At 37.5% G+C, this 26,671-nt stretch carries 25 protein-coding genes; 10 read left to right on the forward strand and 15 right to left on the reverse strand.

Annotation, left to right across the window (positions count from 1 at the left end):
- The first annotated feature begins 37 nt into the window (after nucleotides 1-37).
- From BELBA_RS05575 to BELBA_RS05585, 3 genes are read left to right on the forward strand one after another with little or no spacing between them, the layout of a single operon-like run.
- Entirely contained in the window at nucleotides 38-787 is a 750-nt protein-coding gene (locus tag BELBA_RS05575; protein WP_014771770.1) for a segregation and condensation protein A, read from the forward strand.
- Between the two features lie 3 nt (nucleotides 788-790).
- Nucleotides 791-1,849, forward strand: coding sequence for a lysylphosphatidylglycerol synthase transmembrane domain-containing protein (locus tag BELBA_RS05580; protein ID WP_014771771.1), 1,059 nt, complete (start codon nucleotides 791-793; stop codon nucleotides 1,847-1,849).
- Nucleotides 1,850-1,869: 20 nt separating this feature from the next.
- Nucleotides 1,870-4,338 (forward strand): bifunctional UDP-N-acetylmuramoyl-tripeptide:D-alanyl-D-alanine ligase/alanine racemase, encoded by a 2,469-nt coding sequence (locus BELBA_RS05585; protein WP_014771772.1) that lies wholly within the window; start codon nucleotides 1,870-1,872, stop codon nucleotides 4,336-4,338.
- A 129-nt stretch (nucleotides 4,339-4,467) separates the two neighbouring features.
- Here BELBA_RS05585 and BELBA_RS05590 read toward each other — a convergent pair whose 3' ends face one another.
- The gene (locus BELBA_RS05590; protein WP_014771773.1) at nucleotides 4,468-5,676 is read right to left on the reverse strand and encodes an MFS transporter; all 1,209 of its coding nucleotides are present in this window, start codon (nucleotides 5,674-5,676) and stop codon (nucleotides 4,468-4,470) included.
- 278 nt (nucleotides 5,677-5,954) lie between these two features.
- Nucleotides 5,955-6,875, reverse strand: coding sequence for an IS1595 family transposase (locus BELBA_RS05595; RefSeq protein ID WP_014771118.1), 921 nt, complete (start codon nucleotides 6,873-6,875; stop codon nucleotides 5,955-5,957).
- A gap of 129 nt (nucleotides 6,876-7,004) precedes the next feature.
- On the opposite strand from BELBA_RS05595, the gene BELBA_RS05600 reads away from it, so the two are divergent.
- From BELBA_RS05600 to BELBA_RS05610, 3 genes are read left to right on the forward strand one after another with little or no spacing between them, the layout of a single operon-like run.
- Nucleotides 7,005-8,141: a DUF4221 family protein gene (locus tag BELBA_RS05600; protein ID WP_014771774.1), complete on the forward strand. Its 1,137-nt coding sequence runs from the start codon at nucleotides 7,005-7,007 to the stop codon at nucleotides 8,139-8,141.
- Nucleotides 8,142-8,148: 7 nt separating this feature from the next.
- Nucleotides 8,149-9,291, forward strand: coding sequence for a DUF4221 family protein (locus BELBA_RS05605; RefSeq protein WP_014771775.1), 1,143 nt, complete (start codon nucleotides 8,149-8,151; stop codon nucleotides 9,289-9,291).
- 6 nt (nucleotides 9,292-9,297) lie between these two features.
- Nucleotides 9,298-10,440 carry a DUF4221 family protein gene (locus tag BELBA_RS05610; RefSeq protein ID WP_014771776.1) on the forward strand — a complete coding sequence of 381 codons (1,143 nt, stop codon included), beginning with the start codon at nucleotides 9,298-9,300 and terminating at the stop codon, nucleotides 10,438-10,440.
- Here the strand turns inward: BELBA_RS05610 and BELBA_RS05615 are convergent, their stop codons facing one another.
- On the reverse strand, nucleotides 10,441-11,559 hold the full coding sequence (locus BELBA_RS05615; RefSeq protein WP_014771777.1) for an ATP-binding protein: 1,119 nt from the start codon (nucleotides 11,557-11,559) through the stop codon (nucleotides 10,441-10,443).
- A 111-nt stretch (nucleotides 11,560-11,670) separates the two neighbouring features.
- A complete protein-coding gene (locus tag BELBA_RS05620; protein ID WP_014771778.1) occupies nucleotides 11,671-11,853 on the reverse strand; it encodes a hypothetical protein in 183 nt (60 codons plus the stop codon).
- Between the two features lie 136 nt (nucleotides 11,854-11,989).
- Here BELBA_RS05620 and BELBA_RS05625 point away from each other — a divergent pair, with 136 nt between their 5' ends.
- Entirely contained in the window at nucleotides 11,990-13,330 is a 1,341-nt protein-coding gene (locus BELBA_RS05625; RefSeq protein WP_014771779.1) for a transglutaminase-like domain-containing protein, read from the forward strand.
- Between the two features lie 34 nt (nucleotides 13,331-13,364).
- Here BELBA_RS05625 and BELBA_RS05630 read toward each other — a convergent pair whose 3' ends face one another.
- From BELBA_RS05630 to BELBA_RS05650, 5 genes are all read right to left on the reverse strand, one after another.
- Entirely contained in the window at nucleotides 13,365-13,595 is a 231-nt protein-coding gene (locus BELBA_RS05630) for a hypothetical protein (protein ID WP_014771780.1), read from the reverse strand.
- Nucleotides 13,596-13,729: 134 nt separating this feature from the next.
- On the reverse strand, nucleotides 13,730-15,520 hold the full coding sequence (locus BELBA_RS05635; protein WP_014771781.1) for an ABC transporter ATP-binding protein: 1,791 nt from the start codon (nucleotides 15,518-15,520) through the stop codon (nucleotides 13,730-13,732).
- A 106-nt stretch (nucleotides 15,521-15,626) separates the two neighbouring features.
- The gene (locus BELBA_RS05640) at nucleotides 15,627-15,953 is read right to left on the reverse strand and encodes a DUF6787 family protein (protein ID WP_014771782.1); all 327 of its coding nucleotides are present in this window, start codon (nucleotides 15,951-15,953) and stop codon (nucleotides 15,627-15,629) included.
- Nucleotides 15,950-16,243: a nucleotidyltransferase family protein gene (locus BELBA_RS05645; RefSeq protein WP_014771783.1), complete on the reverse strand. Its 294-nt coding sequence runs from the start codon at nucleotides 16,241-16,243 to the stop codon at nucleotides 15,950-15,952. The genes BELBA_RS05640 and BELBA_RS05645 overlap by 4 nt, the downstream gene beginning before the upstream one ends.
- Nucleotides 16,244-16,256: 13 nt before the next feature.
- Nucleotides 16,257-17,990, reverse strand: a complete 1,734-nt coding sequence (locus BELBA_RS05650) for a M14 family metallopeptidase (RefSeq protein WP_014771784.1) — start codon at nucleotides 17,988-17,990, stop codon at nucleotides 16,257-16,259.
- A 161-nt stretch (nucleotides 17,991-18,151) separates the two neighbouring features.
- Here BELBA_RS05650 and BELBA_RS05655 point away from each other — a divergent pair, with 161 nt between their 5' ends.
- Nucleotides 18,152-18,400 carry a hypothetical protein gene (locus tag BELBA_RS05655; protein ID WP_041779250.1) on the forward strand — a complete coding sequence of 83 codons (249 nt, stop codon included), beginning with the start codon at nucleotides 18,152-18,154 and terminating at the stop codon, nucleotides 18,398-18,400.
- Between the two features lie 176 nt (nucleotides 18,401-18,576).
- Here the strand turns inward: BELBA_RS05655 and BELBA_RS05660 are convergent, their stop codons facing one another.
- From BELBA_RS05660 to pdhA, 4 genes are all read right to left on the reverse strand, one after another.
- Nucleotides 18,577-19,896: an aspartate kinase gene (locus tag BELBA_RS05660; protein ID WP_041779251.1), complete on the reverse strand. Its 1,320-nt coding sequence runs from the start codon at nucleotides 19,894-19,896 to the stop codon at nucleotides 18,577-18,579.
- Between the two features lie 400 nt (nucleotides 19,897-20,296).
- A complete protein-coding gene (gene ribH, locus BELBA_RS05665; RefSeq protein ID WP_014771786.1) occupies nucleotides 20,297-20,773 on the reverse strand; it encodes a 6,7-dimethyl-8-ribityllumazine synthase in 477 nt (158 codons plus the stop codon).
- Nucleotides 20,774-20,855: 82 nt separating this feature from the next.
- Nucleotides 20,856-21,563: a tetratricopeptide repeat protein gene (locus BELBA_RS05670; protein ID WP_014771787.1), complete on the reverse strand. Its 708-nt coding sequence runs from the start codon at nucleotides 21,561-21,563 to the stop codon at nucleotides 20,856-20,858.
- A 215-nt stretch (nucleotides 21,564-21,778) separates the two neighbouring features.
- Nucleotides 21,779-22,798 (reverse strand): pyruvate dehydrogenase (acetyl-transferring) E1 component subunit alpha, encoded by a 1,020-nt coding sequence (gene pdhA, locus BELBA_RS05675; RefSeq protein ID WP_014771788.1) that lies wholly within the window; start codon nucleotides 22,796-22,798, stop codon nucleotides 21,779-21,781.
- Nucleotides 22,799-22,902: 104 nt separating this feature from the next.
- Between pdhA and recF the strand changes: the two genes are divergently transcribed.
- Nucleotides 22,903-24,012, forward strand: coding sequence for a DNA replication/repair protein RecF (gene recF / locus BELBA_RS05680; RefSeq protein WP_014771789.1), 1,110 nt, complete (start codon nucleotides 22,903-22,905; stop codon nucleotides 24,010-24,012).
- Here recF and BELBA_RS05685 read toward each other — a convergent pair.
- Nucleotides 24,006-24,422: a DoxX family protein gene (locus BELBA_RS05685; protein WP_014771790.1), complete on the reverse strand. Its 417-nt coding sequence runs from the start codon at nucleotides 24,420-24,422 to the stop codon at nucleotides 24,006-24,008. The genes recF and BELBA_RS05685 overlap by 7 nt on opposite strands.
- A 112-nt stretch (nucleotides 24,423-24,534) precedes the next feature.
- Between BELBA_RS05685 and BELBA_RS05690 the strand changes: the two genes are divergently transcribed.
- Nucleotides 24,535-25,674, forward strand: coding sequence for a TlpA family protein disulfide reductase (locus tag BELBA_RS05690; RefSeq protein WP_014771791.1), 1,140 nt, complete (start codon nucleotides 24,535-24,537; stop codon nucleotides 25,672-25,674).
- 70 nt (nucleotides 25,675-25,744) lie between these two features.
- Here the strand turns inward: BELBA_RS05690 and BELBA_RS05695 are convergent, their stop codons facing one another.
- Nucleotides 25,745-26,650: a nucleotidyltransferase family protein gene (locus tag BELBA_RS05695; RefSeq protein ID WP_014771792.1), complete on the reverse strand. Its 906-nt coding sequence runs from the start codon at nucleotides 26,648-26,650 to the stop codon at nucleotides 25,745-25,747.
- Nucleotides 26,651-26,671 lie beyond the last annotated feature (21 nt).

Below are 26,671 nucleotides of genomic sequence, written 5' to 3' on the forward strand. Positions count from 1 at the left end.
TTGCACCGCAAAATTAAGATAAATTAAATAGTATCCAGTGAGTTTCGAAATCAAATTACCACTTTTCGAAGGACCTTTCGATTTGATGCTCTTCTTTATTGAGAGAGATGAGTTGGATATCTATGATATTCCCATCTTTAAGATTACCAATGACTTTCTAGATTATCTCCACCAATTAGAAAAAATGGAAATCGAAGTGGCGAGTGAGTTTATCTTATTTGCAGCGACTTTGATGAAAATAAAGTCCAAAATGCTGATTCCAAGACCCGAAATCAACGAGCATGGGGAAGAGGTCGATCCAAGAGAGGAGCTGATCAGACATTTGTTGGAATATAAAAAGTATAAATCAGTGATTGGTGATTTGGCTACTTTGGAAGAAAGCCAACTTGCCAAAGAGAAGCGAGGAAATATCTTGTCAGAGCTCAAGCAATTGTCTAAGGTAGATGATGTAGAGGCTGAAATGCAAGATCTGGATTTGTACAAATTACTGAAAGTGTATCAAAAAGTAATGTCAAAATTCGCTGCCAGAACAGATGAAACCACGCACACGGTTGTTCAATATCCGTATTCCATCGAACAGCAAAAGGATTTTGTTATGGATAGAATAAGCTTTAGAGATAAGGTACCTTTTACTGAATTCATTTCTTACAAACCAGATAAAATTTTCGTGATTTATACTTTTTTAGCCATTTTGGAACTTCTCCAACTTTCCTTGGTTACAATCAGGATAGGAGAGGGATTTAATAATTTCTGGGTAGAAAAAACAGAGCCGATTACCATGGCTTAGTGTATGAAGATAGACAATAAGAAAATTTTTGAAACGCTTAATCCTAATAAGATTTGGGTTCCTGTCATTATTGGTTTGGGAATCGTATTTCTAATGTTTTACCTTGACCCGAGTGTCAATGCCAAAACATTAAGGGGTGTTTTTGATGCTTCGTTTATTGCTATTTTTGTGGCTATTGTAGTTATTTTCTTTAGAGACTTGGGCTATGTTTATAGAATTAGAGCGGTTACAGATAAGCAGCTCACGTGGACACGGGCGATTTATGTAATTATACTTTGGGAATTTGCATCGGCAGTTACGCCTTCAGTTGTTGGTGGTTCGGCGGTAGCCATTTTTATTTTAAATAAGGAAGGCATCAAGCTTGGAAAGGCCATTTCCTATGTGATGGTAACTGCTATTTTGGATAATCTCTTTTTTGTAATTGGTGCTCCGATTATTTTATTTTTCGCACAGGGTAATATTTTTCCTGAAAGCCGGGTAATGGAAATGAAACTTGGGAAGAGCTTAGAAATTCTTTTCTGGAGTAGCTATGGATTGTATGCTATTTATTCCATTGTGATGGCGGCAGCTCTATTTTACAGACCACGCGTTTTCAAATGGCTTTTGTTGAAATTGTATTCCATCAAATGGCTACTTAAATGGAAGCATTCAGCTAACGAATATGGAAATCAGATTATTGATGCTTCGAAAGAACTCAAAGGAAAAAAATGGAATTATTGGCTGCCAATCATCGCAGTAACTATTTTTATTTGGAGTTCGAGGTATTTGATGCTCAATGCTTTGGTGGCAGCTTATGAATCTTTGAGTATTAGCGAGCATGTGATTGTGTTTGCAAGACAAGTGATCATGTGGATTGTGATGATGATCTCTCCTACACCTGGAAGTAGTGGTACAGCAGAGTTTTTCTTTGCACAGTTTTTCACAGAATTCTTGACTGGCTATACTTTTGTGACTAGTATTCTTTGGAGAATGCTTTCTTACTATCCATACCTCATTTTGGGAGCGATTTTCCTACCGAGATGGATCAAGCAAGTTTTCTTCAAAAAGAAAGAAGAGTTATAATTAATTCATACTTTGAGTAAATGATCCAATCACTCACCACTGAGGAAATCAGAAAAATAGTCGGTGATCAACAGGAGACAAAAGCTGAACCTGTTCTGATTCATCACGTCATCATTGATTCCAGATCAATGGTGCAGCCCGAGCATACGATTTTTGTTGCTTTGAAAGGTGCCAAGTTTGATGGGCATGACTTTATTCCTGAACTTTTTGAATTGGGTGTGAAATGCTTTTTGGTAAAGGATACTTATAAAACACCAAAGAAATTAGAAGGTAAAATAGAACTCATTTTTGTAAAAGACACCAGAGTAGGGTTGCAGCAAATAGCAGCATACCAACGCTCTTTATTTAAATCGCCTGTTATTTCCATCACGGGAAGCAATGGGAAAACAATCATTAAGGAATGGCTAGGGCAAGTTTTGGCTCAAAAATATGCAGTAGCTAAAAGTCCCAAAAGTTACAATAGTCAGGTAGGTGTTCCACTCTCTATTTTTGGGATTTCCCCATATCATCAAGTAGCGATATTAGAAGCTGGAATTTCCAAAGTTGGGGAAATGGAAACTCTTCAAAATATCATCAAACCTGACATTGGAGTCTTTACTAATATTGGCACTGCACACGAAGAGGGATTTGCCTCCATGGGTGAAAAATTGAGAGAAAAAGCCAAGCTTTTTGAGCATGCACAATATGTGATTTATAGAAAAGAGCATGATCAGATTGCAGAATATTTGGAAGCAGAATTTGATGCATCACAACTTATCGCTTGGTCTGATCAACCTGGAGCTGATTATACGCTTACGATCAAGAAAGACCTAGAGAAAACCAAAATCCTATTGATCAAACCGGATTTTCAGATGTTTACTTTTACGGTTCCTTTTTCTGATGTAGCATCTTTGGAAAACATCCGTCATGTGATCACCACAGCGCTTACTTTGGGCATGCTGCCGAAGGATATTCAATCGGGAATCGATCATCTCAAAACGGTGGACATGCGGCTGACCCTCAAGTCCGGTTACAACGAGACTTTGATCATCGATGATACTTATAACAATGACTTGGCTGGTCTGCGATTGGCGCTTGATTTTATGGCTGCCCAAAGGCCAAAAAACAGAAAAGTCTTGATCCTTTCTGATTTTATGCAAGTAGGTCAGCCCGAGGAAGTCTATCAGGAAGTTGCCCAATTGATCAAGCATTATGGCATTGATTTGCTGATTGGAGTTGGGGAGACGATACAGGTTTTGGAAGGAGAGATTTCCTGCAATACTATTTTTTATAAAGACACAGAGGCATTGCTTGATGAACTTCAGGAAGATAGTTTTGACAATGATCTGATCTTGGTGACGGGAGCTCGGGTCTACGGATTTGAGAGAATCGTCAACAAATTGCAGCAGCGAATCCATGGGACTACGCTCGAGATCAACCTCAATGCACTAACGCACAATTATAATTTCTACAAAACCAAAGTCCTTCCGCAGACCAAAATCATGGTGATGGTTAAGGCCTTTGCTTATGGTGGAGGAGCGACCGAAATTGCCAACCATTTACAGCAGTTGCGAGCAGATTATTTGGCCGTTGCCTATACGGATGAAGGTGTTGCCTTGAGGGAAGAAGGAATTGCTTTGCCCATCATGGTGCTTAATCCAGCTCAGGAATCTTTCCATCATTTACATAAGCACAACTTAGAACCTGTCGTTTATAGCCCCACTTTTTACAAACAATTAGGAAAATATTGCCGCACGCATCAAACCATCATGAAGATTCATCTTGATCTTGATACAGGGATGCATAGACTGGGATTTGATCAGCAGCAATTGGCAGAGCTTAAGGATTTGACTGCGCAATTCCCCGAGTTGGAGATTGCAAGTCTTTATACCCATTTGGTAGGAGCCGACGAAGCAGTTCATGAAGATTTTTCACTGCATCAATTAGAGCTGTTTTCCAAAATGTGTCAGCAGATTGCAGGATTCATTGGATTTATGCCTATCCGACATGCGCTCAATTCGGCGGGAATTATCCGTTATCCTGCCTATCAATTTGATATGGTCAGGTTAGGAATTGGCTTGTACGGGGTAGAAGTAAATGGGATTTATGATGCTGCTTTAAGACCAATTTCATCATTGAAGACAACCATTTCTCAAATCAAAACTTTAGACGCGGGAGAAACTATTGGCTACAGCCGAAAAGGAAGACTAAGCTCCAATGGAAAAATCGCAACAATTGCCATTGGCTATGCAGATGGCTATGACAGGAGGTTCAGCAATGGCAAAGGTTCTGTTTTAATTCATGGAAAAAAAGCGCCTATCATCGGCAATGTCTGTATGGATATGTGCATGGTGGATATCACAGGAATCGATGCCAAAGAAGGCGATGAAGTCATCATTTATGGTCCCGGCATTTCTCTCAAAGAACTCGCTTCCAATATTGGAACTATTCCCTACGAACTTCTCACGAATATCAGCAGCAGAGTGAAGAGGGTGTATTATTTGGATTAGAATTTAAGATTTTAGAGGGGTGATTTTTAGATTTATTCTACACTACTATTCCAACTATTTAACTTTTGTCTGTTCTCGATTCAGAGTTCGAAATTTATAATTTTTAATGTCGAACTCTAAATGCAGAACTTAATTCAAGTTTCCTTTCATCCTAAATAAAATTACAAATGCTGACAAAACTGTCAGTCCACCAATAGTCAAAATGGACATTTCTATTCCAAATGAATCTGCTATGATTCCTGTAAGGATCGCTCCGATGGCGTAGCCCAAGTCTCTCCAAAGTCTAAAGACTCCAATGCTATTGGCACGATTTGTTGGATGGGTGTTTTCTGCTACGGTTGCCAAAAACGTAGGATAAACCATTGCCGTACCCCAACCCAAAATCGCTGCTAGAATAACATAATGTATCATCGAACTCGCAAAAAGAAAGAATCCAAGTGCAATCCCCTGAAGGATCATCCCGATAAACAGTAGGTATTTTTTACTGTACAAATCAGCCATTTTTCCAGTAAATAGCTGACCAAATCCCCACACAGCAGGGTAGGTTGCAGTGATGATGCCAATTTGCTCAAGATCAAAACCTTTGACCGAAAGCAGAATAGGAAAAATTCCCCATGCCATTCCATCGTTGAGGTTGTTGATCAATCCAGCTTGAGTGACCGATCCGAGGTTTGGATGTTTCCAAGTGGTTTCCCAAAAGATGTTCTTCAGTTTGGGCATATCACTATGTTGGTTTTCAGCCTCAACATGCTTTCGAGTGTCTTTGATGAAGAGAATACTTCCCAGCAATCCCAAAACAACCAATCCAATTCCCAGATAAAATGGATAAGGTCTCAAACCGTATTCTGCAGCAATATAACCTGTAAGAAAAGCTACCACTGCCACTGCCAAGTATCCAGCAAATTCATTCAATCCCATGGCAAAGCCTCTTTGCTTTTCACCGACTAGATCAATTTTCATCACCACAGTTGATGACCAAGCAAGACCCTGATTGATTCCCAAAAGTACGTTTGCTGCGACAATCCAATCCCATGAAGGCGCAAACATCAATATAAAAGGTACGGGCAAACCAAACAGCCAACCAATTACGAGCAAGTTTTTTCTTCCTATTTTATTGGCAAAGGCCCCAGCAAAATAATTGGTTATAGCTTTGACGATTCCAAAAACAATTATGAAGGACAAAATTGCTGTTTTGGCTACGATTGCAAATTCAACTTCTGCGATCTGTGGAAGAATACTTCGCTCTAGTCCAACCATCCCGCCGACAAAGGCATTGATGATGACCAAGAGGGTAAACTGCTTCCAGTTTTCTTTGAGGCCTAATTTGACTTGCTTCATGGATTAAAATTTTATCCACAAAAGTGGGAACCTATTGTGAGTATTTCATGAGACTCTTGTCACATATGAATTAGCGAAATAAAGAATCATCAAAGAAGTTGTTAATTTATCCAAAGAAAAATATGATTTTTTATAAACCTAGTTTATATTGAAACTTTTAAAAAAGATTTCAAATGAAGATTACACTTCTGCTTAGGTCTATTCCTATATTTTCTTTGGTTGTATCAAAATTTTGACGATGAACTCGCATTTATCAAACTCATAATAAATTAATATGATTATCCGCTACTTTGCCAGTAGGGTTGGATAGAAGCAATAATAAGTCGGTCAAAGAGTCTTTCTCCAAAGTATCTTCGGTTTAGTTTGTAGCAAAACTCGTCGATGTAGTTCTGAAGCCTTCTTTCTGATATCATTTTATACTTTCTAAGATCACTTTTGAGGTTACTGATTGCTGTATGAGCCCATTTAAGGTTGAATCTACCCTCTTTTGTTGAAGATAATTCGGTGACATGGACATCCACGAAGTCCTCAAATTTAGCGTAAGTGGTACTATCATCGGTTTGAAGAACAGCATCTTTATTGATGAAGTCTTTAATCAGTTTCTCTGCCGTTTTAGCCTTTAAGTCCTCAATCTTCTTCATCTTGAAGTATCGGCAGCTTTTGGTTAACTTCTTTGTCTTAGGATCCTCAAGAATGGTTGATTCAGCCATCACAGCCACTGTGGACTTCTGCTGAGTTCCTCGGCCCCGATTGAGATTCTTCTTTTTCTGGGCTGAGGTTGACTTGGTGATGTAAGCTTCATCATATTCTACCATGTCTTCGAGCTTATATTGATCATCCCGCTTACCCATTATGACACGAATCTTATGGCATAAATCAAAGACGGTTTGGTAGCGAGTAAACCCCATTTGTCGCTGGAGTTCAAGAGCGGTAAACCCCTGCTTAGTGGCACTAAAGAAGGTCATGGCCATCAACCACTTACGAAGTGACAGATTGCTATTTTCCATCACAGTTCCACTTTTCAAACTGGTACGGAATCCACAACTTTTGCATTGAAACATACTTTTACTGTGGAGCCAATAGTGCTCTTTTTCCTCGCACTTTTTGCAAACCACGCCTTCCTGCTCTCGTTTAGCTTTGAAAAAGCTAATACAGGATTCTTCATCTGGAAAGCGCTCTTCAAACTTCAAAATATTCATGGTCAGAACCTTTGTTTTGACCAAGTAACCTCTCTTTAGCTTGATTACCAATCGATTGTCACCAACTGTCAGTATATAATTTGGCTACTGGCAGAATTCCGTATATTCATATAAATTAATCCACAAACAATGAAAAAATTAGTCTTTATTCTTTTTATAATAATCTTGGCCTCTTGCGGAGGCAAAGATGCAGAGAACACAGCGAATTCTTATGCAGATATGACCATCAGCATGGATACTGTTGTGGTAGATTCTGGCAATGAAATCCTTATGGCGGCTACTCAATCTTATAGCCATAACATAAATGATAAAGTAGACAGACTTTATTTTTGGGATATCCAATCCTACAATTTAGAAGTAGTGGATCTAGATGAAATGGTCTTACTTGAGAAAATGCCCTACGAGAAAGAAGGGCCAAATGGCGTAGGTCAATACCCTTATCAAATGATGTTGATTGGTGATGATAAAGTGGCTTTCGTAGAATGGAATCAAATCGTCATCGCAGACATGAATGGCAATTTGATCAAAAAAGTCAAAATGGACGAGGAATGGATGAAAGAAGGGTTAGGTGAAAAAGAGTCTCTGAATCCACTTGGGTTTTCTGATGATGGAAATACATTATATTGTACCATTTCAAATTTTGAAAGACTAAATTCTGATATCATCCAAGTCGATTTGGAAAATAAGACAACCAAATTGATTGAATTACCAGAGTACGATAAAAGGGAAAATTTTAGAGTGACTTTTAAGTCTGAAGAGGGAGGAGGTATGAGTATGTCAATGACTTACCCTTCTTTGTCATTAGATAGACATCAAGACAAGCTAATCTTTTGGTCTAATGCTTTCAATGCTTTATATGAATATGATCCTGAAGCTGATTCCTTAAGTTATCGTACCATCACCAATACATTAACCCCAAACGAAAAGTCGGGTACTTATCAAAATGATGTGTCTACTTTGGAGGCTATGTCAGAGGTCAGACTGCAAATCGCTCAGGAAGTCAGTTTTTCCAAGCTCTTTTGGGATGATCAGAATAAGGTTTTTTACAGATTTGCGCATTACAATCTACCCAAAATTGCAGATGAAGCGGTTAAGTCTAAAGTTTTCATTAGCATCCTCAATAACGATTTTGAAGTCATTGGAGAAAAGGAAGTTACTGAAATTTTCAAATCAGTTCCAACTGCACAGTTTGTAAAAGACGGAAAAATCCATGCCTTTTTGAATGTAGATGATGAATTAGCCTATATCAGAATGGAAATTAATTAAATTCAATATGAAAAATATTTTATACCTATCAATTTGCCTCTTGCTCTTTTCTTGCGGTGAAAAGACCATCAAAGAAACTCAAATCAGTACCGAACTCAGCTTTTCCTTTGATACAGTGATGGTGGACTCGGGGGAGGAATTTTTGCACTTAAATGACAACCTTTTCATCTCTGACCTTTCAGAGGACGGTAGATATTTGTTCAATTGGAATAGAGAGGCCAATATTCTTGAGAAAATCGATTTGGAGGAATTGAAATTGGTCAAAAAGATCTCTTTCGAAAAAGAAGGGCCAGATGGCGTAGGGGCTTTTGTATTTGACTACGCAACAACTGAGGATGAGAATGCCCTCTTTTGGTCTTCCAAAAAAGGAATTTGGGATCAAAAGGGTAAACTTTTGCGTGCCTTACCAATTGATCAGTTGCTTGAAGGAACTGAATATATGGGAGAGGTGATGTTGTCGAGACTTGCCCCTATTCCAAATGAGCCTGATCAATTCTTAACTTTTTACAGAAGTTGGAGATCAAACGATTATTATTTCCTGATTTTTGATTTTTCTGATGATAGCTTTAGAAAAATAGAATTACCAGAATTACAGAAGCTATCAGAATTTGAAATCACCATGATGTACGAAGGTCAATGGATGGGAAGCTTCAATGCAGGGGCTGTGCAATCCATCCAAAATGATCAAGTTATTTTGGCTTTGAATTCATTCAATCAAGCCTACATCTACGACATGAAAATGGATTCACTCTACTTCAAAACTTGGGAGGGTCCTTTGGTAGGTAGCCAGCAAACTGCCCAACTTCCAAAAGAGGTTTCCGCTGAGGGAAAAGAGAGAGCAGAAGCAATGCGAAAAGCAAATGAACAAATCAATTATGGCATTTTTGTTTGGGATAAAGAAAACAGAAAGTATTACAGGTTCTCCGTCAAAAGTATTTTTAGCGATGAAATGACGGAATTTGAGACCTATAAGGTCAGCGGTGCCGATGTCTTCCTAAGCGTCTTTGATGAAGATTTTAAGCTTATTGCCGAGTCAAAAATCCCAGAAATCCAGAAAAGACCTGCCAAGCACTTTGTCAAAGATGGCAAAATCTGGCTTTTTGAAAATATAGATGATGAATTGGCTTTTGTAAGGATAACTATAAACTAAAAGAAAATGAAGAAAACTATAATAGGAATGATCTCAGGTCTGGTTTTAATATCAGCTTGCTCAACTGAGAAAAGTGAGTCTTTGGAGAATTTTGAATTTGATCTCACTCAAGATACAGTTATGGTAGATGCTGGTGATGAAATTATTAATCTGCAATATGGACTAAGCTCTCCTGAGCTTTCGAAAGATGGAAAATACCTTTTTAACTATATTTTCAATCAGCCTAAGTTTGATAAAATTAATTTAGAGACTTTAAATTTTGAAGAAACACTAGAGTTTGAAAGAGAAGGTCCAAATGGTATTGGAAATTACGTTGCTGGATACGCTTTGACAGACAAGGATCAAATTATGATGTGGTCTTATGGACTGCATGCCATTTTTGATCAAAATGGTGAGAAAGTAAAAGATTTGAACCTTGACAAAATCGCTGGAGATGAAGTTGGTGGTTCAGGCTACTTACCTCTCCGTTTGATAGAGCACCCTGAAGATTCAAATATAATTTTTGGACTTTATGTGAAATGGGAAAACTATGAATATTTTTTGATGAAGTTTGATTTACTAAATGAATCATTTGAGAAAATCCCTCTTCCAGAAACAGAGCGATTGAAGGAGTTTAGAATGGATATAGAATCAGATGGAAGGCCAGCTGGAGGCTTCGGCCCTTCGCCTAGACCTCTTGCGGTTGATAAAAGAATAATTATGACAAACATTGCATTCAATGAAGCTTATGTCTATGATATGGTTTTGGATTCGCTTTATTTGATTCCTTGGAACAGCAATTTGACTGGAAATAAAAATGAAGCAAAACTTCCTAAAAAAGTTGAAGTTGAAGAATCTGGAAAATACAGGAATTTATTTATGGAATCCATCAATTTTGGGCCGCTCTCCTGGGATCCAATTTCTCAGCAATTTATTAGAATTTCATATAAAAGTACATTCGGAGAAGAGTTGGACGAGTACGGAGATCTGAAAGTCATTGATGCTGAGGTTTTTTTGACGCTTATTGACAAAAATTTAGCAATAATCAAAGAAACAAAACTCGATAATTATAAAAAAGAACCAAGCGGTCACTTTTTCCTCAATAACACCATCTGGCTTTATGAAAATATAGATGACGAGTTGGGATTTGTGAGGGTTAAGCTAGACTAGTTAGATGTTTACAAAGTTTCTAAAATTATCTTTATCAATAATCTCTACATCTGCCTTATAAGTATTTACAAAAGTTGCAGGGATTTTCACTTTTGATTTTGGGTTCCTTTTGAATTCAAATCCCGTGATTATACCATCAGTTTCTTCTACATAGTCAATTTCTTGTTGTTGTGTAGTTCTCCAGAAATACTTGTTGCAATATTTTCTATGGTAATGATTTCTTTTCAACCTTTCTGACATTAAGAAGTTTTCCCACAAAGCTCCAATATCATTTCGTAATCCTACTGGGTTAAAGTTTTGAATAATGGAATTTCGAATACCATTATCGTAGAAGTAAATTTTTCTGTTTGTTTTGATTTCATTGCGCAGGTTTCGACTAAATGAAGTAAGTGGATAGATAATGTACGCGAGTTCAAGTAAATGTATATAGTTTGAAACTGTATTTTTATCTACTCCCGTAAGTTGGGCTATTTCATTATAACTGACCTCACTGCCAACTTGAAAGGCTAACGCCTGAAGAATTTTTTCAAGGACTTCAGGTTTTTTGATATTGGCATAAGCCAGAATATCCTTGAACAAGTAGCTTTGGGTAATTTCGTTTAAAGTATCTCGCTCTTCACCTCTATTATTGATTACATCAGGATAAAAACCAAAAATCAAACGTTGCTCCAAATCTCTTTGTGCATCAAGATACCCTACTGAATTTTCGTATTCGTTGAATGATAGTGGATACAAAAAATATTCATGCTTTCTTCCTGTAAATGCTTCGTTGGTGTGGTTTCTTAGCTCAAAAGCCGAAGAACCACTCATGATCAATTGCACATTTTTGAATTGATCATGAATGATTTTTGCTGTTATACCGATATTTTCAATGCGTTGTGCTTCATCTATGTAAATGATTTTAGAGTTTCCGAGAATAGTTTCTATTTCTTTGGTATTAGGGTTAGTGAGTAGTTCCCTTACCAAAGGATCGTCACCATCAAAAAAAGAGTAGTCGTGATCCTTTAGAATCTCCCGAATCAATGTCGATTTTCCTACTTGCCGAGCCCCTATCAGTATCAAAGTTTTACCTTTGAATAGTTTATCAGATATAGTGTCTTTTAAAATTCTTGGTATCATAATCCTTTCTATTCACCAGATATAATGAAATTCGGTGAATGCATTCACCGAAAAATATAATAATTGGTGAATAGAGACTGGCAATACCTATATTTGGAAATGTAGCTAACATTAATGACTCTGACTTTCCGCAGTAGCTTTAACTCTTACTGCATCATGAATCCCATCCCAAAGCACTTTTCTGGCTTCCAGTGCTTTTCCAAAAGAAGCTCCTTCTCTTAAATCTTGGATAAGCAGATTGATATTTTCTGTATTTGCGCCAGCTTCTTTCATGGCTCTATTCTGATTAATCATGTTTTGATTTAAGAGTATCAAACTTATAATAGTTTAAATTGATTTCTATATTTCTGAAAATTGTAAATCAATTGCCTCTATATGAGCATAAAAATATAAATCTTATATTTGAAAGAATCCCCAAAAAACGAATTTTATGAAAATCTTAAAACCTTATTTCTTTCTTTTACTTTGTGCCTTTTTTGCTTGCCAGAGTAATGAAACCAAAAATCAGGAGGAGGAAACTACTCCAAACAAGCGGGTATCCATTGATGAAATAGAGGCTGGAATTAAAGCGTATATTGATGCAGAAACTGCTGACAATGATGGTTATTTTTTGATCAATGATGAAGAAAAGAAACTCCGACTTAAGCTTGTTCGCGTGCATACAGAATACCTCAGTAACTTAGGTCCAAGCAAGCATTTTGCCTGTGTAGATTTGGCTGATGAAAAAGGAGATGTTTATGATGTGGATTTCTTTTTGGAAGGCAAACCTGGAGAAATGAAAGTAACGGAGACTTCTTTACACAAGCTAAATGGAAAGCCTTTTTATACTTGGAAGCAAGTGGTGGACAAAACATGGAGAAAAGTGCCTGTTGAAACGGCTTCCTCTGATTTACTTGGAGTAGTTGAATTGGAAGATAATTTTGACTTTACATACTATGCACAGCTTCCTGAGCTCAAGGAAAAAGCAAAAGTTTGGATTCCAATAGCACAATCTGATGATTTTCAAACGATCACTGTGAAGTCGATGAAACTACCGAAGAAAAAAAGAAATATAGAAGATAAAGAAAACGGCAATAAAATGATCTACATGGAATTGGGACCTGAGCACAGTGGTTCGGAAATCGAGATCATTTACCACGTAAATAGAATAGAAAAAGGACCTTATGATGCAAATGGCAAAATTGATCCGATGTATTTGGAGCCCAATTTATTGATGCCAATCGGTGGGGAATTTGAAGAAATAGCACTGGAAGCCACGAAGGGGAAGGAAAATGATGGGGATTTGGTGAGAGCACGAGCACTATATGATTATATCATTGACAATATGCGCTACATGAAATTTGGGGATTATGGAAGAGGGGATGCTGTCTATGCTTGCGATACCAAGACAGGAAATTGCACCGAATTTCATTCCTTCTTTATTTCATTGGCTAGAAGTATCGGGATTCCATCTCGATTTGCAATTGGCGCATCGATTCCATCAGATAGAAATGAAGGCGGAATAGATGGATATCATTGTTGGGCGGAGTTTTATGCTGAGGGGAAATGGTGGCCTGTCGATATTTCAGAAGGAAATAAGTACACTGCCTTAGCGACTTATAATTTTGGGAGGCACCCAGCCAACAGAATAGAGCTTAGCAAGGGAAGAGACTTAAAAGTAAATCCAAGTCCAAGTACAGGACCGATAAATTTTATTGCTTATCCGCTTGTAGAAATTAAAGGAGAGGTAATTTATCCAAAAGTTAGGTTTTCATTTGAAAGAGGAGCATAAAAAAATCCCGGGTTGCGAAACCCGGGATTTTTAATTAGTTGCTTGGATGCTCACCGCCTTCTGAAGGATGTTCTCCTTCTCCTTCTTCAGCTGGGTGTTCACTACCTTCCGCAGGATGCTCATGAGTTTCCTCCATTACTTCTTCTACAGCTGCATCTTCAGACTCTCCGTCTGCTTTTTTGTCACCACATGAAGTGGTCGCTACTGCAAACAGGAATCCAAATGCGAATACCAATGCTGTAAGAGATTTGAATTTTTTGATCATGATTAATTTAATTAAAGGGTGGTAATTTATTTCGGCTTATTTTGATATTAAGCATCTCAAAGATAAGTATTTTATGCAAAGCCCAATAAAATTTTGAAAAAAGCTTATAATTCTACCTATAATCAACAATTATTTCATTCGGCAAATTGAAGTTTTACCAAGTTTGCATAAAAGCCTTCTTCTTGTCCTGCAAGATTTTCATGGGTCCCTTCTTCGACAATTTCTCCGTCTCTTAGAACATAGATTCTATCTACTTTTCTGATAGTCGATAGTCTGTGGGCGATGATGATGGTGGTTCTGTTTTTCATCAATTCATCTAACGCTTGTTGAACCAAAGACTCAGATTCAGCATCCAATGATGAAGTGGCTTCATCCAAAATTAAGATGGCAGGATCTTTCAAAATTGCTCTTGCTATGGCTACACGCTGACGCTGTCCACCGGATAGTTTGATTCCTCTTTCCCCTACTTTGGTGTCTAATCCTTCTGGGAATTTACTGATAAACTGCCAAGCATTGGCTTTTTTCGCAGCTTCGATGATTTCCGCTTCCGTGGCATCAGGCTTTGCATAAGCGATATTTTCCCTGATACTTCCACCAAAGAGTAAGACTTCTTGCGGGACGATACCGATGTTGGATCTGAGTTGCTTGAGATTCCATTGATTGACAGGTTTGCCATCTACGGTAAGTGAACCTCTATTGATTGGGTAGAAGCTGAGTAGCAATTGGATGATGGTAGATTTTCCGGCTCCACTATGTCCTGCGAGCGCTACTTTTTCTCCCGCTGCGATATTTAAGTTGATGTTTTTGAGAACTTCAATTTCCGGTCTTGTAGGATAAGTAAAACCAATATTGGAAAAAGAAACATCTCCTTTCATCGGTACTTGTTGGAAATCAGCAGTGGAGTATTCTGGCGTTTCCTGAAGGATTTCCAATACACGCTCGGATGATCCAATCGCCTTTTGAATTTGCCCATAGATGTCCCCCAAACCTGCAATAGACCCTCCAATAAAAGTGGTGTAAAGAACAAATGAAACCAAATCTCCCACACTCATTTCTCCTGAGGCAACCAATGTTGCTCCGTACCACATCACCGCAACGATTCCACCAAATAAGGCAAATATGATAAAGGAAATAAACGCACCCCTAAATCCGGCAGCTTTTAGGGCAACTTTGACCACCCTGTTTAACCCATTTCTATATCGATTGGATTCATAATCTTCTCCAGCAAAAGATTTCACTGTCATGATGGATTGCAAAGTTTCCTCGACGATGACATTGGCTGCAGCAAGTTCATCCTGTGCTTCTTTGGATAATGTTCTGATAAATTTCCCGAAAATAATGGCTATGATGACCAAAATTGGAAAAGTGGCGAGCATAAAGAAAGTGAGTTTTGGTGTGGTCACCATCAAGAATACAACACCTGCTAGCAGCGTGATAATCTGACGGAAAAGCTCCGCCAAAGTAGTAGAAAATGTATCCTGCAACATGCTGACATCAGCAGTGATTCTTGAGATCAACTCACCTGTTCTTCGTTTGTCAAAAAACGTCATCGGAAGCTGCACCAACTGTCTGTAAAGCGAAATTCTAACATCTCGCATGCTTCTTTCGGAAACTTTTGCAAAAAGCCAAACGCGGAAAAATGAAAAAACACTTTGAACCAATAAAATTCCTAAAAGCAAGAAGGCAATTCCGTTGATGTCATCCACCAACCATGATTCACCCGAAGCGGTATCGATTAATTTTCCAGCTACATAAGGAAATGTGAGGAGTGTCAGACTTGACAACAACAAAAACAGAAGGCCTAAGATAAAAGTCCATTTATATGGCAGAATAAATCTAAAAATCCCTCCTAATTTCCCTAGACTTTCTTTGTTAAGCTTTCGCTTTTCGTGCTCTTCTAGAGATTTACCTTTCTTTTTCGCCATTGAAATATTTATTCTGTATTGATATAATCTGCAAATTTACGCAATCATCATTTGTCAAGACCATTCGATTTGAGTTTTTTTTGAAAACTCTAGATTTTGATAAACTTTAGTCTTTTTTCCTTTTACCAAATATTCTTCTAAAGATTTGTTTTTCCTTTTCCCAAAAAAAGTCAAACTGCCCCAGTAAGAAGCCCCAAAATAGCAGAACAACTTGGTATAAAGGTAAAACAAGAAGTAGGTACAGGATTGTTTTCCAAAATCCCCCACTTTCCATATCAATCCCCAAAAGGTCAAAAATGGGTTTTTTGATAAACAAAATAGTAAATCCCGTCAAAGCAAAAACCAGCAAGACAATCACCACTTGCCAGAGACTTTTCAGCTTCCATTTAGTTTGAAGTTTTTCTAAGAATGAAGGGGAGTCTTTCTTTTTCACTGAACAAATCTTATTTTTTTCAGAATATTACTCCTTAACTGGTCCTTTAAAGCATTTTTGGTCGTCAAATCAATTTTTTTATTGAATATCTTTTCCAAATACATTTCTAATTTAAAAAATTTCCACCCAATAGGTTTCTCTAGCTCTACCAAAAGATCAATATCACTTTCATCACTAAAAGAGTCATCATTGTAAGAACCAAATAATCCAATTTCTTTGACAGAAAACTCTTCGTAAAGAAAAGGTTTCAGTTCTTTTAACTTTGATAATATCTCATTTTTAGTGATCATGACTCAAATATAATCAATTTTCTAACCTGTAGACAGGATATCTGTTATGCTCTTTTTCTTTCCAAGGCGAGTTTTCATAGACCCATCTCAATTGTGCTGATGCACTTTTTGCTAATTCCTCATTTTCGGATTTGTCCTTTTCCAAAGCTGCTTTGAGCTGAGGATTCTCAGACAAAAACGCTGCTGCCAAATCTTCAAAGACATACGCAGAATAGCCTTCTTTGGACTGCAATATGGTGTCAAAGAAATTCCAAGCAAAGAAACTGTCTTCTCCTTGTGGTTCTAAAACTTCTATGATGTAGTTATTTGCTTCTTGATTCATCATCACCATGACATCTCCTTTTCTGAAATCCATCATTGCAGCTGATTTTTCTATTTCAACCTTACTATGCAAATAATGCCCTTCATACGGTCTTTGCCCTGTTTGAAAATCTTTGATGTGGTAGACCGTGACTTGTATACTCGTGTCCTGCTTTAATTCTTGCACCTGAACACCATTTCTTCTTAAGTTATCAATAACTGTGTGCCAACCCTGTGGAATAATATAGGCTTCTGGCTTGTTGATTTCTAGTCCAGCCTGATAGACATCGAAGAATTTGATATCAATCGAAAAGGGCTTTTCGCGATCGTAATATAGTCTGGGCAATCCAGAAATGTCAGAAGGTTTCATCCCTGATTCATATCCGTTGAACTCCATCAATTTATGCGAACTTCTATCAGAAGTATGGTTGAGACCAAATTGCTCTTTTGTTGCAATTTCTTTTCTATCTGCCTTGGCCATTTCCACGATTTTGGACGCATCCTTTTGGAAAATATCGGTGAACGTTAAGAACAACTCGTAAGTTGATTCCACACGCTGATCATAAGGTTTGAGCATATGTGTCTCAGGCATAAAACTCAAAGTCTTGAAAAGTGCCGCATAACCACTGCTGTATCTGCCATTGTCTTTGAATTGAGGCCACCCATTCTCAGGTTTGCTTCCGTAAGCATTGACATAGGGAATCATTGGAAAATTCCTTGCCTTCATGCCTTTGTAAAGTGCAGGGTTGAGCTCTTTTTCTAAGTACTCACCCAGTTGTCCACCCAATCTATTGTGTTGCGTGGAAATCAGAGTCATCACGTGCTGATAATCTGCTCCATTGCTGACATGGGTATCTATAAAAACATGCGGCTTCAACCAATTGAAAATTTGTTGAAATGAACGAGCATTCTTTGTATCTGCCTTGATAAAATCTCTATTAAGGTCATAGCTTCTCGCATTTCCTCTAAAACCAAATTCCTCAGGTCCATTTTGGTTTACTCGGCTGTGTGAACCACGGTTGAGATGTCCACCAATATTGTAAACAGGTGTAATCGCAATTGCTATATCAGCTGGAACTTCAATTTTTCCAAGTAAAATATCTCTCAAATACATCATGGAAGCATCAATTCCATCAGGTTCTCCAGGGTGAATTCCATTGTTGATGTACAAAATCAAACGGTCATTTTTATGCCAGTCTATTGGGTCAAATACCCCTTTTTGATCATACAATACGACATGTAGAGGAAATCCCGAATCTGTCACACCCATTTCGACCATTTTTACTGATTCAAAATCAGTAGCTAACTGATTAAAGTAGGCTATAACGTCCGAGTAAACAGGCGTTTGCTTCCCATCTGATTTTTCAAAAAGGGTTTCGTAGCCATCTTGAGCAGCGACACTTCCGATAGTCAGAAGCAGAATAAAAAGGAATGCAAGTTTCTTCATGCCCGAATTTGACTAAAAAGAAGAATAAATACTAAAAGGATTTTATAATTGGTTTTGATAAATCTAAATATGTTACGCAAATTACGTTACGTAATTTGCGTAACGTAATGTACGTAATATCATACCGCTAATTAAATATGATTGTTCAGAATATTTGAAAGATGAAAAAGCCTGATAATCCTTTTGTATTGAATACCTACCACGGAAAAGCCTATTTCTGCGATAGAGAGGATGACTTGCTTGTTCTCCAAGAGCACATCAAAAATGGCAGGAATGTAGTCTTATATGCGTGGAGGAGACTAGGAAAATCAGCTTTGGTCCAAAGATGCTTACGAAGCACAAGGAAAGGTTTTTCAGGCCATCGCCAAAGCAGAACCGCTTCAAAACCCACTTTCAAAAGAGTTTATTAACAAGTATCAATTGGGTGCCGCTAGTACGGTAAATACAGCTATAAAATCCCTTCAAAAACAAGAGCTTGTCATTGAAGACGAGGGAATTTACCTTGTCCATGAAGTGCTTTTGGCAAGATGGATGGCTAGGTTATAAAAATCCCCTTTTTGATTTTCAAAAAGGGGATTTGAAGATTTTACCATTCAAAAAGTCCATCATTTAGACTTTGTAGCGCAGCATTTTTAAATTGTGCATCGACGAGAAGTGAGACATTGTGCCTGCTTCCTCCATAAGAGACCATCCTTACAGGGTAATCTGTTAGACAGTTCATAATTTGGGCAATGCTACCTTTAGACTCAGCGATCATATTTCCTACTATTGAAATGATCGCTTGGTTTTGATCGACTTCGACAGCCCCATAAGCTTCAAGCTCTTTGACTATTTCAGACAAGTGAGAGACATCATCAACCGTAACTGATACAGCAACTTCTGATGTTGTGATCATGTCAATAGAAGTTTTGTATTTCTCAAAAACCTCGAATACTTTTCTCAAAAAACCATAAGCTAAAAGCATTCGGCTTGATTTGATTTTGATTGCTGTGATACCATCTTTTGCCGCTAAAGCTTTTACACCAATTCCAACTTCTTGTGCGGTGATGGTTGTACCGGGAGCATCAGGTTCCATGGTATTCAAGAGTTTTACAGCGATATTATGATGCTGCGCTGGCCATATCGAAGCAGGGTGTAGAATTTTAGCTCCAAAATAAGCTAACTCTGCCGCTTCGTCAAATGACATTTCTGCTATAGGTCGAGTCTGGTCAACTATCCTTGGATCATTGTTATGCATTCCATCTATGTCTGTCCAAATTTCCACCACACTAGCATTGATAGCAGCACCAATCAGGGAAGCAGAATAATCTGAACCACCACGCTTCAGGTTATCAACTTCATTTCTATGATTCTTGCAGATATATCCTTGAGTAATGAAAAAGCTTTCGTCTGCATAATTACTAAGAATGCTTTCAAGCTTTTCGGATATCTTCTTGAGTTCTGGCTCGTGATTTTCGTCAATACTCATGAAATCCAAGGCAGGCAAGAATACCGCTGGGATATCGAGTTCTTGAAGCAATGTGTAAAACAGCTTAGTAGAAAGCAGTTCACCTTGAGCCAATATATCCCTATTGATCGCTTCATTGAAGGAAATCTTTAGAATGATATTGAGAAACTCAAAGTGCTCAGCGATGATTTTTTCTGCCTTTTTTTGAGCTGATTCTGTTTTGAGCAACTCTTTATAAAATGCTAAATAATGTTTGTGAAGCGTATCAATTCTTTCTTTTGCTAAAGTCTTATTAGCATCAGCAAGTGCATCACCGATTCCTACTAGGGCATTTGTAGTGCCAGATAGTGCTGACAGAACGACAATCTTCTTTTGGTTGTCTCTTGTAATTAGCTCTTTAACTTGATGCATTCTTTCGGGTTTGCCAACAGACGTCCCCCCGAATTTCATTATTTTCATGTATGTGTTAGGTTTGAGGTAGTTATTTGATTCAAATTTTAGATTTTTAGTCTCTAGCATCGAAAGTCTTGCTTTTTGTATATATTCTACAATTCACAATTTGATATTCGACAATTTTTAAATTTAGAATATCCGATTCTTATTTATGAATTAAGAATTAGCTCAATCTTTCTTTTTTAACGTCTTAAAATTAATTGACACTTTTTTCTTTTGATTTAGAGACGTTCAACAACTCTGAGGTTGTCGTTTTTACAAATCATCTCTATCCCAGCATTTCATACAGGCAATTGAAAGTTTAACAATGACTGCAAAAGGTACATGCATTCAGGATTTACTGCATCTTCGATTCTTGCTTCTTTACTCTTAGATCTTGTGTCTCCTATCTATTTTTTCCTAGCTCCTAGAACCCTAGCATCTTAACAGCTGTAATAGCCGCTTCATCTCCTTTGTTCCCATGCTTCCCACCTGATCTATCCAAAGCCTGCTGTAAAGTATCGGGAGTCAAAACTCCAAAAATGACTGGTTTGTTATACTTCAAGCCTACATTTGTAATACCATGAGCTACGGCGTCACAGATAAAATCGAAATGACGGGTTTCTCCTTGAATCACACATCCAAGACAAATAACTGCATCTATTTCCTCTAATTCTGCAAGCCATTGTGCTCCTAAGGTCAGTTCAAATGATCCGGGAACATTTTTTCTGTAGATATTATCTTTCTTTGCCCCATGCTTCAATAAGGTTTCTAATGCACCGGAAAATAAGGATTCAGTAACTTGATCATTCCATTCAGATACGACGATACCGAATTTTTTTTCTGAAACATCAATAATGTTTTTTTCTGTATATTGACTTAAGCTTTTAAGTGAAGTAGCCATGATTTTTTTGATTGAGTTTGAAAATAAAAAAGAGTAAGACCTTCTGATCTTACTCTTCTAAAATGCGATTTATAGAAAGCATTTACTTAGAGGCAAGACCTTCCAAGCGTGCTTTATGCTTTCGAGCGTTAGTGTATTCCATAGATTCGAAATATTTCTCTTCTATTGTTTCGTATGTTTTGATTGCATTTTCCATATCTCCCGCTTCTTCATAAGCTATAGCAAGCTTATTTAAGTATCTAGGAGTGAAAAATTCATTTTCACTTTGAGTAGCAGCTTTCTTATAGTAAGAAATCGCCTCACTGGTATTCGCTAATTCTAGATAGGCATCACCTAATAAAGAATAAGCTTTGGCTTGGACAAAGTAGTCGTCTGCTGAAAATTTCTTGAAATGCTCAATAGATTTTTCAAATTGACCTTCTGAAAGATAGATTGATCCAATATAGAAGTTGGCCAAATTAGCTGCATCAGTTCCTGAGTAATCATCAGCAATTTTCAAAAAGCCAGCATTCGTACCGTCACCATTCAAAGCAAGATCAGTTTGATTTTGCTCGAAATAATAAACTGCTTGAAACATTTCAGCTTGACCTTTTTCGTTTTGATTTTGCTTATTAATTTGGAAAAACAATATTCCAGCAATTAAAACCACTACGCCTATCAGGATTCCCCCAAAGATTTTTGAGTTTTTTCTTACAAAGTCTTCACCTCTTTCTAATCTACTCGCAATTACTTCTGGATTTTCAAGTAATTCGTACTCTGCTTCGCTATTTTTTGTTTGTTTCTTAGCCATTCTATTAAAATTATTGGCGCAAAGATATATTTCTTTGATTCAAATGCAAAGCCATTGAACCAATACCTAAAAATCTGGCAAGAAAAAATGAAGAAAAGTTCTTTGTTTTAGGATAAAACTTAGGTTTTCAAAAACGAATTGGAATTAATTTAACCTTTTAAAAGCAAAAAAACCCTTGAAAAATCTTCCAAGGGTTTTTGTTATTTTTAAGCGATTTACTCCATTACAAATGGATAATCTTCTTGTTTGTAGATGTCTTTAAAAGCATCTTGTCCATCAGGCCAAGGTGAATCTTCAGCAAATTTCACGGCGTCATCTACTTGTTTTTTTACTTTTTTATCAATTTCCTTGAGCTCAGCCTCTGTTAAAATTTTATTGTCAAGGATAGTTGCTTTTACTTGAGCGATGGGATCTCTTTCTTTATATTCCTCTACTTCTTCACGAGTTCTGTATTTCTGAGGATCGGACATAGAGTGTCCCTTATATCTGTAAGTTCTAAATTCTAATAAAGTTGGTCCATCACCTTTTCTAGCTCTTTCGGCAGCTTCAGCTACAGCTTCGTGAATGGCTTCCACATTCATCCCATCTACAGGGAAAGAAGGCATATCATAAGCCTCTCCAATTTTGTAAAGCTCAGTGACATTGGAAGTTCTTGCTACAGAGGTTCCCATGGCATAACCGTTGTTTTCGATTACGAAAATCACAGGCGTTTTATAAAGCATGGCTAAGTTGAAAGCTTCATGAACAGCACCTTGTCTTACTGCACCATCACCCATATGGCAAATACAGAGATTTTTGGTTCCTTGGTATTTCTCGGCAAAACCAATACCCAAACCCATCGGAACTTGCGCCCCAACGATACCATGGCCACCCATGAAATTTCTTTCTTTATCGAAAATGTGCATCGATCCACCTTTTCCTTTGGTAGTTCCTGTTGCTTTGCCATACAGCTCGGCCATTACTGCTCCAGGATCAGTTCCTAGACCTAGTGGATGTGCGTGATCTCTATATGCTGTGATCCATTTATCATCTTTTTCCAAAGCTGTGATTGCACCTGCAGCACAGGCTTCCTGCCCGATGTACAAATGACAAAATCCTCTTATTTTTTGCTGACCATATAGTTGACCTGCTTTTTCTTCAAACCTTCTCATCAACAACATGCTTTCATACCAGTAAGCATATGTTTCTTTGGAGTATTTTGCTTTTGACTTTGCAGTCGTACTCTTCTTTGCCATATCGTTTGTTGTAAAATATGCTAAATTAGGACCCAAATATAAGCAAAAGGGCTGAAATTTATGTCCGAATGCGAAAATAGTCAAAAACACTACAGTTTCTAAAAATGCACCTGAAAAATCTCCAGCTCAATCAATTTAAAAATTATAAGCAAGCAAAGCTGGAACTCTCCTCGGAAATCAACTGCTTTGTGGGGATCAATGGGTCAGGGAAAACGAATCTATTGGATGCCATTCATTACCTCTGCCTCACAAAAAGTGCTTTAAATGCCCAGGACAGTCAGAATATTCTTCACGACCAAGAGTTTTTTACTGTTTTTGGGGAGTTTAATTTGGATTTCAAAACCTTAGAGATTCGATGTGTAGTTGAATCTGGAAAGAAAAAACAACTGATCCAAAATGGGAAGTCTATTGAAAAAATGAGTGAACATATAGGTTTACTTCCTGTAGTGATGATTGCCCCAGATGACACTTTATTGATCAAAGATGGAAGCGAAGAACGGAGACGGTTTTTTGACAACATGCTTTGCCAATTGGATAAAACCTACCTAGAAAGCTTGGTGCGCTATCAGCATTTTCTCAAACAAAGAAATGCGCTGCTGAAGCAATTTGCAGATACCAACAGAGTGAATAAGCCTTTGCTTGAGCCTTTTGATAGAGAGATTATCCAACTTTCTATACAAATTGCTAAAGCTAGAGAGCAATTTTTAGAAGAGTATAAACCTTTGCTTTTAGATCACTATGCCGATATTTCGGGTCAGCAGGAAGATATTTCTATTCAATATGATTCAGATTGTTTAGTAGCTGATTTTGAAGGAAATTTTTTACAAAACCAACCTAAAGATCTGATCTTGAAGAGGACCACGATGGGAATTCATAAAGATGATTTTATATTTGAAATTGATAATTATCCTATTAAAAAATTTGGATCCCAAGGACAACAAAAATCTTTTGTAATTGCTTTGAAGCTAGCTCAATTTGAGATATTCTTTGCGCACAAAGAGACCAAACCAATTTTGCTTTTGGATGATATTTTCGATAAACTCGACGACCTTCGGATTGAGAAATTGATGAAACTTGTCGCCAACCATAAATTTGGGCAGCTATTTATAACAGACGCAAGACCTGAGCGCTCTAAGTCAATCTTGCAAGAGATTGACTCAAACGCTAAGTTTTTTATGGTTGATAGTGGAGTAGTTTCCGTTTGGGATCAATAATTATTTTTTCTGTTGATTTGTCCATCTACAGACCATTTTCCTGGACCTAAAAGAAATAGACTGACAAAGATTGTTAAGAATAAAAGGGACTTTTCCTGTGCTGAAAATGGATCGTCACCATGTGCAATAAATGCCGCGACCAGCATTGCAATGATTAGTGGGATTAATGACAATCTCGTCAAGAATCCAATTGCTAGAAAGATAGCACAGAAGAATTCAGCAAAAATTACAAGTTGTAAAGAAACAGCAGGCCCAAGCCCTATCGGATCAGAAAATGTCTGAAGCTTTGCGCTGAAATCTGATAATTTTGCCCAGCCATGAGTAGCCATCATTAGGGCAGTACTTACTCTTAAGGTCAATAAGGCAAGATTCTTGAGTATTGTATCGCTGTTGAAGAAGATTTTTTTCATCACTGAAATCTATTTGGAATGTTTTTCGTTTTTTTGATTAAATTAGCAAGAAATTGCGTTGGATAATTACTTACATTAGCTTATAAAACTTATAAAACTAACACCTAAACTTATGAACACCATCTTAAAATTTTCAAAACTGATATTAATTTTGTTTTTAGGTCTTTTTTTTAGTTTGACGGTAAAAGCACAAAACTATTCTGACGCTTACGTCAATTACATGTCAGGACTTGAAAATTATGTTCAAAACGATCTTTACGGAAAAGTAAGCGAAGTTTTATACGATGTAGAAGACGCTCCCTCCAAGGAAGATTTCATTTCTTTTGTAAAAGAAATCCAAAAAGAAATGAATCAATTTCACCTCGACAATGCAGGTGACTTGATGGAAGATGAGAAAAGTGAAGCGGCTTCATTTACCCATACCATGCTTGTTCAATTGGGGGAACTGTATCTGGACAGAGCACAGGAAATGGAAGTAGAAGATCGCTTGATTTTCTTGAAGGAATACCTTTCTGAGACAAATTTAGATCAAGAAATCAAAAGTTTGACAGATGATTTGGCAAGGTCGCTTATGATGGCCATGCACTCAGCAATGAAAATACCTTTTGGAATGCCTAATGATGACATAGCTGTTCAAATTCAAAGTATTTCAGGAAATCAAGGGGAACTTTTAGCGGCTTCAAATATCTTGAATGATATGTTGATGCTTTCTGGAAGTTATGAAGATAGTGAAATGGCAGTGTCAGATTTTTCTAAGAATTATACTAACTCAACCCATCTTGCAAATTTAAAGGAAGGTTTGGTTTCTTTAGAAAAACTGAAAACAGGATCTGTTGTTGAGGACTTCAGTTTTGTGAATTTGGAAGGGGAGAAAGTCAATTTATCAGATTATAAAGACAAAGTGATTTATCTGGATTTGTGGGCGAGTTGGTGCGGTCCATGTATCAATACTTTTAAGACAAAAACGCCTGATTTTGAAAAGCAGCTGAGAGAACATGAAGATATCGTATTGATGTATGTTTCTGTAGATGATCAGCAAGCACCATGGAAGAATTATTTAGACAAAAACCCAATGCGTGGCGTTCATGCGTATGCTGGACAAGGTTTTGAAGCAGATATTATGAAATATTTCAAAGTTTGGGGGATCCCAAGGTATCTGATAATTGGCAAAGACAACAAGCTTTTCAATGCCAATGCACCAAGACCAGGGGATGAGGCTGTGGCTGCTTTGCTGGAAGCAAAAGGAGAGTAACTTTAAAAATTATAACAGTAAAAAAGGGCTGGAATCAAATTCCATCCCTTTTTTGATTCGTTGTAGAAAATCAATGCCAAAGATTAGCAGGATACTCTCCTGAATCATGCATTTTCTTTAAAGAGTCGATCACGATTGGCTTGTCTTCTGTGTAAGTCACGCCAAACCAAGTTTTTCCACCTTGCAAAACTTCCACTGCTCCTTCACCACTTTCAATCAGATTGTTGGCTACAAGTGGGATAAAAAACTCAGATTTGATATTTTCTTTGTTAGCAAGTAAAAATTCGTCCCACATTTTTTCAATTTGCTGGAAAACAGCTGGATGAAATCCCCAGAAATTCATCGAAACAGGCGTTCCTTCTGCGATTTCAATAGATTCTCCATCACCATTTGCGATGATTTTTCCATTTTCTTTTGCGATTGCTGTTCTTTCTACCATGCCGATAAGCTGATTAGAAGCATTCATAGAACATACGCCTCTGCTTACTGTACCATGTTCAGAAAGTACATTTTGTATCGCGTAGCCGACCATGGCGTGTAGGTTTGGCTGTACTCCATTTGAAAGGAACTTGCCAATTACTTCAAATGCCTCTTTGCCATAAAAATCATCAGCATTAATTACTGCGAAAGGTTCCTTGATTGTATCTTTGGCACAAAGTACCGCATGTGCCGTACCGTAAGGCTTGACACGATCGGGGTTTTGAAATTCCTCCGGAACGAAAGAAGTCAAGGATTGAAGAACGAAATCCACTTCAATTTTACCTTCTATTTTAGGAAGGAATTTTTCCTTGGCAAGTTCTAAAATCTCTTGCCTAACTATAAACACTACTTTTCCAAATCCAGCTCTAATAGCATCATAGATTGAATATTCTAAAATCGTTTCGCCATTTGGGCCGAAACCGTCGATTTGTTTATTTCCGCCATATCTACTGCCCATACCGGCAGCGAGAACCAAAAGTGTTGGTTTGTTTTGCATAATTTTTAAGATGAAGTTTAA

Origin of the sequence: Belliella baltica DSM 15883, assembly GCF_000265405.1 — a bacterium.
Lineage (GTDB): Bacteria > Bacteroidota > Bacteroidia > Cytophagales > Cyclobacteriaceae > Belliella > Belliella baltica.